Raw genomic sequence first — 12,447 nt, 5'->3', positions numbered from 1 at the left:
GGCGGGTTCGGTCGGTAGACGCGGGACGGCGCGAGTCGACGGAACCGGTCAGTCCGCGGGCTCCGGCTCCTCGGCCCGGGCCGCGGCGGCCTCGGCGGCGGCCTCTTCGGCCTCCTCCTTCTCTTCTTCCTCCTTTTTGGCCTTGATCTTCTTCATGCGGAAGATCTCCTCGCGCTCCTGTTCCTCCAGCTTCTGCTCGATGTACTCCTGGTTCTCGTAGAGGGTCGGGAGGAGCGTGAACTCCAAGGCGTTCACGCGGCGCTTGGTGGTCTCGATCTCCGTGAGCATCTTCTTCATGGCCGTCTCGACCTCGGCCGCGAGGATGATCTTCTCTAACAGTTCCTCGTAGGCGTCGGCCGCCTCGTCGATGCGGGCGGAGGAGCCGAGCAGCCCGTAGCCGCGCTCGTCGAGGCTCTTCTTCACCTTCGAGGACTCGATCTGCGGGACGACCACGCCCATGATGTTCTTCGACTGGGTGGTTATCTCCGGGTGCTCTTTCAGCGCGGCGGCCGCGCCGCGGACGGCGACGTCGCCCTCCATCGCCCGGGCCATGTCGATCTTGCGCTGGGCCGTCTCGTACCTCTCGGAGACGTCCGAGCGGACGTCCTGCGCCTGATCGAGGATGTCCATGAACTCCATGATGAGGCCGTCACGCTTCTGTTCGAGCGTGTCGTGACCGCGCTCCGAGAGCTCGATGCGGTCCTCGATCGCCATCAGGTTCTTCCGCGTCGGTTTGACGTCCTTGGCCATCTTATTGGTGGAGTCTTCCGCTCCGAGGCGGATAATTCTTTTCAGTCGTGACGTGTCGCGCGCGAGCGGCCCCGGCCGGCGCCGCCGCTAACTGAGGGCGAAAAGTGGAAGAACGCCGCGTCAGTCGGCCGCTTCGACGACTTCGCGCTCGGAGTCCTCCTCGCGGTAGTACTCCTCGATGAACTCCTCGTCGATCCGGTTGAGGGCGTCCTTCGGAAGCATCGAGAGCAGGTCCCAGCCGATCTCCAGCGTCTCCTCGATGTCGCGGTTCGTGTCGAAGCCCTGGTCGACGAACTCCGACTCGAACGCGTCCGCGAAGTCGAGGTACTTGTTGTCGAGCTCCGAGAGCGCCTCGCGCCCGACGATGTTCACGAGGTCGCGCAGGTCCTCGCCCTCCGCGTACGCCGCGAACATCTGGTCTTTCACGTCGGCGTGGTCCTCGCGGGTGAGCCCCTCGCCGATCCCGTCGTCCATCAGCCGCGACAGGCTGGGGAGGACGTTGATCGGGGGCTGCAGCCCCTGACTGTTCAGGTCGGGGTCGACGTAGATCTGCCCCTCCGTGATGTACCCGGTCAGATCCGGGATCGGGTGGGTGTCGTCGTCGCCCGGCATCGTGAGGATCGGGATCTGCGTCACCGACCCGTCACGGCCCTGGATGCGCCCGGCGCGCTCGTACAGCTGCGCCAGGTCGGTGTACATGTACCCGGGGTAGCCACGTCGGCCCGGGACCTCCTCGCGGGCCGCCCCGATCTCGCGGAGCGCCTCGCAGTAGTTGGTCATGTCCGTCAGGATGACGAGGACGTGGTAGTCCTTCTCGAAGGCGAGGTACTCGGCCGTGGTGAGCACCATGCGCGGGGTGACCGTCCGCTCGACGGCGGGGTCGTCCGCGAGGTTCATGAAGACGACGGAGCGCTCCAGCGCACCGGTGCGCTCGAAGTCCTGCATGAACTCGTTCGCCTCCTCCTGGGTGATCCCCATCGCGCCGAAGATGACGGCGAACTCGGAGCTCTCCTCCCCGGCCTCCTCCTCTTCCGGCACGCTCGCCTGCCGGGCGATCTGCATCGCCAGCTCGCTGTGCGGCTGCCCGGAGCTGGAGAAGATCGGGAGCTTCTGGCCGCGAACGAGGGTGTTCATCCCGTCGATCGCTGAGACGCCCGTCTCGATGAACTCCTCGGGGTACTCCCGGGAGTAGGGGTTGATCGCCGCGCCGACGATGTCCTGGCGCTCCTCGGGGACGATCTCCGGACCGTCGTCGATCGGGCGGCCGGAGCCGTCGAGGACCCGTCCGAGGAGGTCCTCGGTGACGGGCATCTTCATCGTCTCGCCCAGGAAGCGGACGGACGCGTTCTGGTCGATACCGGAGGTGCCCTCGAACACCTGGATGGCGACGACGCCCTCCGAGGATTCGAGCACCTGTCCGCGCAGCGTCTCTCCCTGTGCCGTCTCGATCTCGACGATCTCGTCGTAGCCGATCGCCTCGTCGACCTCGGCGTACACGAGGGGGCCGCTGATCTCGGTGATGGTCTGATACTCTTTCATGGTCAGTAGAGGCTCCGGAGCTCGTCGGCGATCTCCGCTTTGAGCTCCTCGACGTACTCCTCGTAGTCCTCTTGGACGCCGATCCGGTTAATTCGGGGGGCGGCCTCGGTGTCGACGATCTCCTCGACGGGGACGCCCGCTTCGAGCGCCCTGAACGCCTCGTCGTTGAACGCCTCGATCGTCGTCAGCATGAGGTACGTCTTCTCGGGCGGACAGTACGTGTCCACCGGGTGGAACGCGTTCTGCTGGAGGTACGCCTCGCGCAGGTAGCGGGCGACCTCCAGGGTGAGCTGCTGGTCGTCGGGCAGGGCGTCCTTCCCGACGAGCTGTACGATCTCCTGCAGCTCGGTCTCCTCGTCGAGCACGTCGACCGCCCACTGGCGCTTCTCCGCCCAGTCGTCGGCGACCTCGTTCTCGAACCACGGGTCGAGCTGGTCTTTGTACAGCGAGTACGACTCGTTCCAGTTGATCGACGGGAAGTGGCGGCGCTCCGCCAGGTCCGCGTCGAGCGCCCAGAACGTCTTCACGATGCGCAGCGTGTTCTGGGTGACCGGCTCGGAGAAGTCACCGCCGGGCGGCGACACCGCGCCGATCGCCGAGACGGACCCCTCCGTCCCGTTGACGTTCTCGAAGTAGCCGGCGCGCTCGTAGAACTGCGCGAGCCGGGCAGCGAGGTACGCGGGGTACCCCTCCTCGCCGGGCATCTCCTCCAGCCGGGAGGAGATCTCGCGCATCGCCTCCGCCCACCGCGAGGTGGAGTCGGCCATCAGCGCGACGTCGTACCCCATGTCGCGGTAGTACTCGGCGATCGTGATCCCCGTGTAGATACAGGACTCACGCGCCGCGACGGGCATGTTCGAGGTGTTCGCGATGAGCGAGGTGCGGGCCATCAGCGGGTTGCCGTTGGCCGGGTCCTCCAGCTCGGGGAAGTCCTCGATGACCTCGGTCATCTCGTTTCCGCGCTCGCCGCAGCCGACGTAGACGATAATGTCGGCGTCGGCGTACTTCGCGAGCTGGTGCTGCGTGACGGTCTTCCCGGAGCCGAACGGGCCCGGGATCGCGGCCGTCCCGCCCTTCGCGATGGGGAACAGGCCGTCGAGGATGCGCTGTCCGGACACCAGCGGCGTCCGGGGCGTCTTCTTGTTCTCGGAGGGGCGCGCCTCGCGGACGGGCCACTCCTGGTGCATCGAGACGTCGGTCCCGTTCGCGAGCTCGGCCACCGTCTCGGTGACGTCGAACGAGCCCGACTCGATCGCGGTGACCTCGGTGGTCTCGCCCTCCTCGAGGGCGTCCGGCGGCACCATCACCTTGTGGTCGATGGTGACCGTCTCCTCGACGACGCCGACCACGTCGCCGCGGCCGACCTCGTCGCCGACCTCGACGATCGGCTCGAACTCCCACTCCTCCTCGAGGTCGATGCCGGGCGCGTCGACCCCGCGGTCGAGGTAGGGACTGCCCATCTTGCCCTCCAGCACGTCCAGGGGTCGCTGGACGCCGTCGTAGATGGCGTCCAGCATGCCCGGACCAAGGTCGACCGACAGCGGCTCGCCCGTGTTCTCGACGGGTTCGCCGGGGGCGACCCCGGAGGTCTCCTCGTACACCTGAATGGTCGTGATGTCGCCTTCGATCTCGATCACTTCCCCCATGAGGCCTTCGTCGCCGACGTAGACGACGTCGTTCATGCGGGCGTCGAGGTCGCGGGCGCTCACGACCGGACCGCTCACGCTTTGGATAACACCGTCTTCGGTAGGGGTGGTCTCCGTGGATTCTGCTTTGCTCATGTTAATCGTCCTCCTCCATCAGGTCGATCCCGATGGCTCGTTTGATCTGGTCGCGCAGCCCGCCGCTGCCGGCGCCGGCGCCGCCGAGCGTGACGAGCACGGGCTCGATGCTCCCCTCCACCGACTCGCGGGTCCCCCGCGAGAGGTGGTCGAGGTCGTCGTTGTGCATCACGATGATGCCGGTGCCCTCGTCGTCGAGGGTCCGTTCGACGGCGTCGTCGAGCCGCTCGTCCTTCTCGTCGTCTGGTACGTTCTCGAACTTCCGCACGCCGGCGAGCCGGAACCCCGTAGTGAACTCGGGGCTGCCGACGACGGCGATCTCCTGGCTCATGTTATCACCAGCTCCGATTCGATCTCGTCGGCCGACAGGCCGGCCTCCTTGCCGCGGGCGATCGCCCGGATGTTCTCCACCTCTCGCTCCTTCGCGAGGATGTAGGAGATGACCGGGGTGACCGACACCGGGTGGATCGTGCCGAGCCGGTCGCCGTACGCGAGCAGCGCGGCGTCGGTCGCGTGCTCGAACGCGATGAGGCTGTCCGCCTCCTCGAGTTCGCGCAGCGCCGGGCCGAGCTGCTCGGCGTACTGGCTGTCCGCGATGTACTCCACGAGCTCGTCGAGGTTCCGCGCGAGCCGCGCGAGCGACCCGCGGGTGAACAGCTCGCCGCCCTCGATGAAGTACGCGGCGGGGTCGATGTCCGCGCCCGACCGGGCGAGCCGGAGGGCGTTCGTCGCGTTCCGGAAGTCGACCTCCGCCTTGAGGAACGCCTCGTACTGCCGGGTCGGTTCGTCGTTACCGAGCCCGGAGAGGAGCCGCTCGTAGAACGCGCGGTCGACGGCGTTCTCGAGGGGGACCAGCACGTCCGTCTCCTCGTACTCGGCGTACGCCTCGCGGAGCGGCGGGCCGTAGATCGTGTCTTCCAGCACCTCGACGACGCCGTCGATCGAGTCGGCCTCCAGCAGGCGCCGGATCAAACGGTCGTCGAACTCGCCGGCGCGGATCAGGTCGACTTCGACGTCGGACTGGTCCGCGTCGGTGTAGACGCCGCGGATGACCGTCTTCACGTTCCACGCGTCGAACTTGCGGAGGTAGCGGGCGATCTGGTCGTACAGCCTTCCCTCGCTCCACTCTAAGATCCCCTCGAACTGCTGGGCGAGGTTCCGGTTCAGCGCGTACTCGATGAGGTCCACGCCGCCGTGGCGGCTCCCGAGGGCGTTGATCTCCCGCCCGTAGCTCGATTCCTCCATGAACCGGGCGATCTCCGCCGGGCCCATCCGGGTCAGCTTGCGGTACTCCTCGTCCCCGTAGAGGCTGCCGCGGCGGGCGCGAACCCGCGCGACGACGTACTCCGGGTTCGAGCTCCCGACGGCGCTCATTGGTCGAACAGCCGCTCCGAGATGTTCTTCAACTCGTCGTCCCAGACGGACTCCAGGACCGAGTCGAACGTGTTGTTCACGCGAACGCGAGAGGTGTCGCTCTCGGCGACCACGCCGCCGAGACAGTCGACTTCGCCGTCGACTTCCGCGTTGCGGTCGGCGACGAGCTCCTCGAGGAGCTCGACGTCCTCGGCGCGAGTGTAGACGGCGACGTCGGCGTCGCCGTCGAACTCCGCGAGGCTCGCGTCGAGCAGCGTCTCGGTCAGCTCGCGACGGCGGTCGTCGTCGAGACCGGCGATCGCCGCCTCGACGTCGTCGTGGACGTCTTCGAGGACGTCGCGGCGGGCTCCGAGCCGCTCCTGCTTCGCCTCGAGTTTGGCCGACGAGAGCGTCTGCTCGCGCTCTTGGTCGATCTGTCGGTCGACCTCTGCGAGCCGCTCCTCGCGGATGCGCTCGGCGTCGGCCTCCGCCTCGGCGACGATCTCGTCCGCCTCGGACTCCGCCGCTTCGCGGATCTCCTCTGCACGCGCGCGGGCTTCGTCTCGAACGTCCTCAACGACAGTGTCCAAACTCATTGGTTGAAAAAGGGTTACCCGACGATGAACACGACGACGAGCGCGAGGATGACGATCGTCTCGGGAAGCACCGTCAGGATGAGCCCGTTGACGAAGAGGTCCTCGTCCTCGGCCATCGCGCCGACGGCGGCCGAGCCGATACCGCGCTCCGCGTAGCCCGCACCGAGCGCCGCGAGGCCGACGGCGAGCGCTGCCGCGGCGTTGGGGTCAGTAAGTGTTCCTCCGGTGGACAGTACGGCGTTCCCGAGTGCGTTGGTAGCTTCAAGCATTGGTAGTAGTTCCGGTTGCTCGTCTCCGAACAGTTGCTAGTTGCCGCCACAGTAGTCATAAAGCTTCCCAAAACGACCGAATAGACCGGCCGCAGTCGGGGATGGAGGCGGGGCTAAACGCGGCTCGAACGCGACTCGCCGCGACGCGCGACGGGCGTGTCCGAGCCGGCGAGAGCGGCAGTGAATGACTGCGAGGGGCGGAGGCGACAGGGCGGGACGCGGCCGCCGGACGTCCTACTCCTCGGTGGTGTACTCTCGGTCGTAGCCGAACGGCAGGTAGCTGTCGCCGCCGCCTTCGTAGAAGTTCCCGAAGAACTCCACGTACTCGAGACGCACCGCCTGAATGCCGGCGGAGGTGACGCCGAGCAGGAGGACGACGACGTGGCCGACGACGGCCACGACGACCCCGCCGACGAGCGCGACGACCCCGACGAGGCCGATCGAGGCGGGGTCGAAGGCGGTCGTGATCCCCGCGAAGACGAGCTCGTAGTCCTCCGGGTGGCTCCGCACGTACTCGAGGTAGTCGGCGGAGAAAATGAAGTGGAAGCTCCCCGCGCCGCCCTCGTCGATGTACGCGCCGAACGCGAGCAGGTTCACCGCTAGCGCCATCCCGCCCTTCGCGAGCAGCACCGCCATGATCCGGGCGTACGAGATGACGTTGACGATCGGCGAGAGCACCTCGGCGAGCTCCGGCGGCTCGCCGATCGCGAGCAGGACGACGCCGAGAGCGATGGCCGCGATGGCGACGTACCCGACCGCGACCGGGAAGCCGGCGAACGACACCGCCCCGAAGGTGAGTATCGAGAACGAGTCGAAGAGGAACGCCGGCTTCGGACCGAGCACGTGCTGGCTGAAGATCCAGACCCACGCGCCGTTGAGGATCAGCAGCCACGACCCGCCCTCGTACAGTGCGTGTTTGAGGTCGTGCTGCTGGTAGTTGCTCACGAACGAGAGGATGTGCCCCGCGTTCAGGTGGACGAGACCGAACAGCACGCTGGCGACGAGGAACGACAGCGCCCAGTCGAGGTCCGCCGGCGAGAGCCCCTTCCCGTCGACGGGCCAGTGGATGTCACCCGGCAGCAGCTGGTACGCGTGGTAGCCGAACAGGTCGATCCCGAAGTAGATCCCGAACAGGATCGTGAAGCCGCCGGCCCACATCGCGACGGCGCCGAGCTCCCGGAACGTCCCGTCGAATCGGCTGTACAGGAAGTAGCCGATCGCGGCGTAGAGGACGCCGTACCCGACGTCGCCGATCATGAACCCGAACATGAGCGGGAACGTGAGGAAGACGAGGAGCGTCGGGTCGAACTCAGAGTACTTCGGTCGGCCGAAGCCCTGCACGAGCAGCTCGAACGGCCCCGCCGCGTTCCCGTTGTCTTGGACGACCGGCGGGTCGTCGTCGCCGTGCATCGCGTGGCCGCCGTCGGTGGCGGCCGCCTTCTCGGCCGTCGCGTCCGCGGCGCCGGCGTCGGCGTCGACCGCGCTCGCGGAATCGCCCTCGTCGCCGTCCACCGCCTCGGTGTGGTGGTCGCCGTCGGGCGTGAACGAGGCGCGTTCGAGCTCCTCGACCTCGGCGTGGTCGCCGACGGCGTCGGCGATGGTCGCCTCGAATTCGGGGTAGGTGTCCGTGGGGATCCACCCCTCCGCGACGAACGCGTTCTCGGTGGTCGCGAAGGAGAGCGGCGCCTCTTTCTTCTCGGCCTCGATGGTGAGCTGCTCCTCGGCGCGGAGCAGGAAGGCGGCCGCCTCCTCCTTCATGGCTGCGAGGTCGGCCTCGATCGCCTCGAGGTCGGTCCGCAGATCCTCGCGCTCGCGCTCCAGCTCCGCGACGTACTCCGCGGGGCCGGCCTCGGCCTCGGGGACCTCCAGCAGCGCGATGTCGACGCCGACGAGCGAGTCCTGCAGGACCCCCTCCTCGGCCCCGTCGGCGGGCTTCGCGAAGATCGCCACGACGTCGCTCCCGGCGAACACCTCGTAGGCGTCGATCCCGTCGGCGTCGGCGAGCGTCGCCTCGACGGCGTCGGGCTTGGCCTCGCCGACGACGACCTCCAGCGAGTCGTAGCCGCGGAGCAGGTCGAGCTCGATGCCGAGGTCGGCGAACGGCTCCATGCGGTCGATCTCCTCCTCCCGGTCGCGGATCTCGGTCTGGAGCTCGTCACGCCGGTCGTTGAGGGCGTTGACGCGCTCGCGGACGTCGGCGAGCTCGCGTTCGAGCTCCTCGTCGTCGATGGCGCGGGCCGCGTCGACCTCGTCGCCCTCGACGTCGAGGACGCTCTCCAGCGAGCGGACGGTGACGAGCCGCTCGTTCACCGTCTGGGCGCCCTCGAGCGACTCGCCGGGCGCGAACCCCTCGTAGCGCTCGTCGTAGTCCGTGACGTGCAGCGAGTGGTGGGCGTACGCCGCCTCGATGACGTCGTCGATGACGCGCTTCGAGCCCGTCACCGACACCTTGCTCATCCGCTCAGGCCTGAGCATCCACCGCCTCCTCGGCCTGTTGGTTCACCGCTTCCTCGAACCGTTCGACTGCGTAGTCGACGGCCGAGTCCACGCGCTCGCGGGCCTCGCGTTCGAGCTCGTCGCGGTCGGACCGGCCCGACTCGAGGATCTCCTCGCGGCGTTCCTCGATCTCCTCGCGGGCGGCCTCGAGCCGTTCCGCGGCCTCGGACTCCGCCTCCTCCTCGGCCTCGGCGCGGATCGCCTCCGCGCGCTCTCGAGCCTCGGCGAGGCGCTCGTCGGCGTCCGATTCCGCCTCCGCGATGATCTCGTCCGCCTCCCGTTCAGCCTCCTTGATCCGGTCGAGCACCTCTGGTCTCGCCATGCTACTAATCGCCTGAAACTCTACAAGCGACGTATAAGGTGTTTGCGAAAGTACGCGGGCGTTGCCCCCGATATCGGCGGGAATCCGCGGCGCCCGCACGTCTCCGGCCGGCGGCCGCCGCCTACATTTAAGTACCAGTCGCCGGACCGTCACCGTATGGCAACGGTGTATGCGGTCGCGTCGGCGAAAGGTGGGGTCGGGAAGACCACCACGACCGCGGCGATCGCGACGATCCTGGCCGGCTCCGGCGCCGACGTCGTCGCGGTCGACGCCGACATCGGCATGGCGAACCTCGCGGGCGCGCTGGGCGTGACGCCCGGCGAGACGACGCTCCACGACGTGCTCGCGGGGCGGGCCGACCCGCTCGACGCGGTCCACGAGGGGCCCGAGGGGCTCCGGGTCGTCCCCGGCGCGGACGACCTCGACGCCTACGCGTCGGCCGACCCCGCCGGGCTCAGCGACGCGGTCGCCGCCTTCGAGGGCGCCGACTACGTGTTCGTCGACGCCGGCGCGGGGCTCTCGCACGATTCGAGCCTCCCGCTCGCGATCGCCGACGAGACGCTCCTCGTCTCGACCGCCGAGCGGAGCGCCCTCGGCGACACCGAGAAGACGCGACAGCTCGCCGAGCGGCTCGGCGGCGCGGTCGCCGGCGCCGCGATCACCCGCGTCGACCCCGACGCCGACCCGGGCGTCGCCGGCGCCGAGAGGCTCGACGACGTCGGCGACGTGCTCGACGCGCCGGTCCTCGGTCGGATCCCGGAGGACGACGCGGTGGTCCGGGCGGCGACCGCGAACCGACCGCTCCCGACGTTCGCGCCGGAGGCGCCCGCCACTCGGGCCTACCGGGACCTCGCTCGGGCCCTGACGGGCGCGGCCGTCGAGGGAGCCGGGATCGGCGAGTCCGACGCGACCGACGACTCGGAGCCGGAGGAAGCCGACCACGCGGAGGAAGCCGACCACGCGGAGGAAGCCGACCACGCGGAGGAAGCCGACCACGCGGACGAGTCCGCGGAGGCCGAGGAGGTCAAAGGGGAGGCCGACGACACCGACGCGGACGATACCGACGCGGACGGCACCGACGCGGACGACGACGAGATCATCGTCGCCGACGCCGAGCCGGGGGGACTGAGCGACCCGGGCGACGAGGAGGAGATCATCGTCGCCGACGAGGACCCCGTTCCGGAGGAAGGCACGGAAGCGCCGGCCGACGACGACGAGGTCGACGCCGAAGCGACCGCTGACGCCGCGGCCGCGGACCGGGCCGCGACCGGCGAGACGGAGACCGTCGGCGAGGAGCACGTCGACGGCGACGACCTCGAGGCGATGATCGAGGAGGACGCGGCGGAGGCCGAAGCGTTCGAGGACGAGACCGCGGCGGACGAAGACGAGGTCGCAGCGGACGACGGCGACGAAGCGACGCCGGAGGACACCGAGGAAACGGCCGCAGACGACGGAGAAGGGGCCGCAGACGACGGAGAAGCGACCGACGATACGGGGAGCGACGATAGGGAAGTCGACGAGCCAGAGATCGACGAGCCAGAGATCGACGAGGCGGAAGGGGCCGGTCCGGACGACGAGGCGGAGGTCGACGAGCCGGAGATCGGCGAGGCGGAGGCGACCGGTCCGGAAGACGAGCTCGCGGGGAGCGTCCCGTTCCGCGACGACGACACCGGCGGCAGGAACACCGTGCTCTCGGGGGGCACCGACGGCGACGGAGACGCGGGGGAACAGAGCGGGAAGACGGCGTCGGACGGAACCGAGGCGGACGACGAGGAAGAGAGCGGCGGCTTCTTCAGTCGCTTGTTCGGGCGATAAGTGGGCCGGAACGCGCTCGCGGTCTCAGGCCTCGGAGGGCGCTTCCGCCCGGTCGCGGATGAGCTCGCGGATCTCCTCGGGATCGGTGATACCGGCGAGCTCGTCGCAGGAGACCAGCGCGGTGCCCTCGATCGACTCGCGCTTCTCGTCCTCCTCGGTGAAGTACACCGAGCGCGTGCGGGCGACTTCGCCGATCGAAGACATGATCCGCGCGCGCTTCTCCGCCGCGGGGGTGAACGCCGAGTGACCGGTGAGGACGCGGGTCTCGGCGCGCTGATCGTCCTCCGAGACGGCCTTGAACGGCGCCCGGGCGGTCGGGTGGACCGTGAAGCCGGCGTTGGTGAGCACGTGGAGGACGTGCTCGTCGTCGGGGTCGGTCTCGGGCGCCGAGGGGGTCGGGTCGGCGTCGCGCACCTCGTCGGCGCCGTCCAGCACGTCGACCGGGCTGGAGAACGGCTCGTCGAACAGCTCTTCTAACTGGATCGCGACCTCGATGGAGGCGTTCATCCCGTCCTCGTACTTCGAGACGGTGCGCCGGGAGACGCCGAGTTCGGTCGCGAGCTGGCCGAGCGACCAGCCGCGCTCCTCGCGCTCGTCGGCGAGGAGGTCGCCGTCGAGGCTGACGTAGAGCCCGCCGGGGGCCGCGTAGATGAGCGGCGGCATCCCCTCGACGAACAGGTCGTACCCCGTGTCGGGGTTGATCACCGGGACGCCGTGCCGGAAGTAGACGACGCCGGGCTTCAGCTCCTCGTCGCGGGTCCGGACCCCGATCACCATCGGCGTCGCCCGCAGGTACTCGCCGAGCCGGCGCATCTCAGCGCCGGTCTCCGCGTCCAGGGCGTCGACGTTGCCGAGGATCTTCAGGAGGAGCAGGTCGTCGCCGCGCCGGGCCGCCACGTCGAAGCTCTTGGGCCGGACCGCACACCGATCGCTGACGAGGAAGCCCGCGTCCTCCAGCATCGCGGTGACGTTTTCTATCAGCGCAGTCCGGGACATACCCTGAAATAGGCGGCTCGCCGTATATATGCGTTGTGTCACTTGCGGCCGCTCGAAACCGCCGCCCGCTTGCGTTTTCCCCGTCTCACCCACCGGAGCCGTTAAATACCGCGTCGGCGCCGATCGGCGGCTAATCGCTCGGGAGGGGCCCGAGCGACCGGCCGAAACCGGTTTGTCCGGGAGCGGAGAAGGGCGCGTATGCCCATCGTCGCCGTCGACGACACCGACTCCCGCGAGCGCGGGATGTGCACGACGTACGTCGGCGCGCGGCTCGCCGAGCGGCTCGAAGCGGCCGGCGGGCGGGTCCGCCGCCGGCTCCTCGTCCGGCTGAACCCCGCCGTGAAACACAAGACGCGGGGGAACGCCGCCGTCGCGGTCCACGTTTCGAGAATCGACGCGGCGGCGGCGTTCGACCTCGCCGCGGAGGCGGTCCGGGAGTTCGCCGCGGCCGACGACCCCCGGACCTCGCCGGGCGTCGTCGCCGCCGACGTCGACGTCGCGGGGGACCCGTTCGCGCCGGTCGCCCCCGC

11 protein-coding genes and 1 pseudogene are annotated in these 12,447 nt (G+C 69.0%); 2 read left to right on the top strand and 10 right to left on the bottom strand.

From position 1 onward, the window contains the following. Window positions 1–48: 48 nt before the first annotated feature. The 9 genes from DJ74_RS08400 to ahaH all read right to left on the bottom strand — a co-directional run bounded on the left by DJ74_RS08400 (window position 49) and on the right by ahaH (window position 9,106). On the bottom strand, window positions 49–750 hold the full coding sequence (locus DJ74_RS08400; protein WP_094524266.1) for a V-type ATP synthase subunit D: 702 nt from the start codon (window positions 748–750) through the stop codon (window positions 49–51). A 120-nt stretch (window positions 751–870) separates the two neighbouring features. Then, complete coding sequence (locus DJ74_RS08395) at window positions 871–2,289, bottom strand: V-type ATP synthase subunit B (protein WP_094524265.1); 1,419 nt, start codon at window positions 2,287–2,289, stop codon at window positions 871–873. Window positions 2,290–2,291: 2 nt separating this feature from the next. Continuing rightward, on the bottom strand, window positions 2,292–4,070 hold the full coding sequence (locus tag DJ74_RS08390) for an ATP synthase subunit A (protein WP_094524264.1): 1,779 nt from the start codon (window positions 4,068–4,070) through the stop codon (window positions 2,292–2,294). Between the two features lies 1 nt (window position 4,071). Next, window positions 4,072–4,401: a V-type ATP synthase subunit F gene (locus tag DJ74_RS08385; RefSeq protein WP_094524263.1), complete on the bottom strand. Its 330-nt coding sequence runs from the start codon at window positions 4,399–4,401 to the stop codon at window positions 4,072–4,074. After that, complete coding sequence (locus tag DJ74_RS08380) at window positions 4,398–5,444, bottom strand: V-type ATP synthase subunit C (protein WP_094524262.1); 1,047 nt, start codon at window positions 5,442–5,444, stop codon at window positions 4,398–4,400. Before DJ74_RS08380 ends, DJ74_RS08385 begins: the two co-directional genes overlap by 4 nt. Beyond that, a complete protein-coding gene (locus tag DJ74_RS08375) occupies window positions 5,441–6,019 on the bottom strand; it encodes a V-type ATP synthase subunit E (protein ID WP_094524261.1) in 579 nt (192 codons plus the stop codon). Before DJ74_RS08375 ends, DJ74_RS08380 begins: the two co-directional genes overlap by 4 nt. Window positions 6,020–6,033: 14 nt before the next feature. Beyond that, the gene (locus DJ74_RS08370) at window positions 6,034–6,288 is read right to left on the bottom strand and encodes a hypothetical protein (RefSeq protein WP_094524260.1); all 255 of its coding nucleotides are present in this window, start codon (window positions 6,286–6,288) and stop codon (window positions 6,034–6,036) included. 234 nt (window positions 6,289–6,522) lie between these two features. Continuing rightward, window positions 6,523–8,745 carry a V-type ATP synthase subunit I gene (locus tag DJ74_RS08365; RefSeq protein ID WP_094526952.1) on the bottom strand — a complete coding sequence of 741 codons (2,223 nt, stop codon included), beginning with the start codon at window positions 8,743–8,745 and terminating at the stop codon, window positions 6,523–6,525. A 4-nt stretch (window positions 8,746–8,749) separates the two neighbouring features. Then, window positions 8,750–9,106, bottom strand: a complete 357-nt coding sequence (ahaH, locus tag DJ74_RS08360) for an ATP synthase archaeal subunit H (protein ID WP_094524258.1) — start codon at window positions 9,104–9,106, stop codon at window positions 8,750–8,752. Window positions 9,107–9,262: 156 nt separating this feature from the next. On the opposite strand from ahaH, the gene DJ74_RS08355 reads away from it, so the two are divergent. Continuing rightward, complete coding sequence (locus tag DJ74_RS08355) at window positions 9,263–10,921, top strand: P-loop NTPase (protein ID WP_094526951.1); 1,659 nt, start codon at window positions 9,263–9,265, stop codon at window positions 10,919–10,921. A gap of 24 nt (window positions 10,922–10,945) precedes the next feature. Here DJ74_RS08355 and DJ74_RS08350 read toward each other — a convergent pair whose 3' ends face one another. Then, entirely contained in the window at window positions 10,946–11,917 is a 972-nt protein-coding gene (locus DJ74_RS08350; RefSeq protein ID WP_094524256.1) for a transcriptional regulator, read from the bottom strand. 198 nt (window positions 11,918–12,115) lie between these two features. On the opposite strand from DJ74_RS08350, the pseudogene DJ74_RS08345 reads away from it, so the two are divergent. Beyond that, window positions 12,116–12,447 (top strand): annotated as a pseudogene (locus DJ74_RS08345) (tRNA(Ile2) 2-agmatinylcytidine synthetase); the annotation flags it as partial.

Origin of the sequence: Halorubrum sp. Ea8 (assembly GCF_002252925.1) — an archaeon.
Classification (GTDB): domain Archaea; phylum Halobacteriota; class Halobacteria; order Halobacteriales; family Haloferacaceae; genus Halorubrum.
This window is presented reverse-complemented; position numbering and strand designations above follow the sequence as displayed.

What these genes read in the sequence shown, in the direction of transcription:
- DJ74_RS08365 (WP_094526952.1), bottom strand. Translation starts at nt 8,745, where the DNA reads ATGAGCAAGGTGTCGGTGACGGGCTCGAAGCGCGTCATCGACGACGTC.
- DJ74_RS08370 (WP_094524260.1), bottom strand. Translation starts at nt 6,288, where the DNA reads ATGCTTGAAGCTACCAACGCACTCGGGAACGCCGTACTGTCCACCGGA.
- ahaH (WP_094524258.1), bottom strand. Translation starts at nt 9,106, where the DNA reads ATGGCGAGACCAGAGGTGCTCGACCGGATCAAGGAGGCTGAACGGGAG.
- DJ74_RS08355 (WP_094526951.1), top strand. Translation starts at nt 9,263, where the DNA reads ATGGCAACGGTGTATGCGGTCGCGTCGGCGAAAGGTGGGGTCGGGAAG.
- DJ74_RS08395 (WP_094524265.1), bottom strand. Translation starts at nt 2,289, where the DNA reads ATGAAAGAGTATCAGACCATCACCGAGATCAGCGGCCCCCTCGTGTAC.
- DJ74_RS08350 (WP_094524256.1), bottom strand. Translation starts at nt 11,917, where the DNA reads ATGTCCCGGACTGCGCTGATAGAAAACGTCACCGCGATGCTGGAGGAC.
- DJ74_RS08385 (WP_094524263.1), bottom strand. Translation starts at nt 4,401, where the DNA reads ATGAGCCAGGAGATCGCCGTCGTCGGCAGCCCCGAGTTCACTACGGGG.
- DJ74_RS08375 (WP_094524261.1), bottom strand. Translation starts at nt 6,019, where the DNA reads ATGAGTTTGGACACTGTCGTTGAGGACGTTCGAGACGAAGCCCGCGCG.
- DJ74_RS08380 (WP_094524262.1), bottom strand. Translation starts at nt 5,444, where the DNA reads ATGAGCGCCGTCGGGAGCTCGAACCCGGAGTACGTCGTCGCGCGGGTT.
- DJ74_RS08390 (WP_094524264.1), bottom strand. Translation starts at nt 4,070, where the DNA reads ATGAGCAAAGCAGAATCCACGGAGACCACCCCTACCGAAGACGGTGTT.
- DJ74_RS08400 (WP_094524266.1), bottom strand. Translation starts at nt 750, where the DNA reads ATGGCCAAGGACGTCAAACCGACGCGGAAGAACCTGATGGCGATCGAG.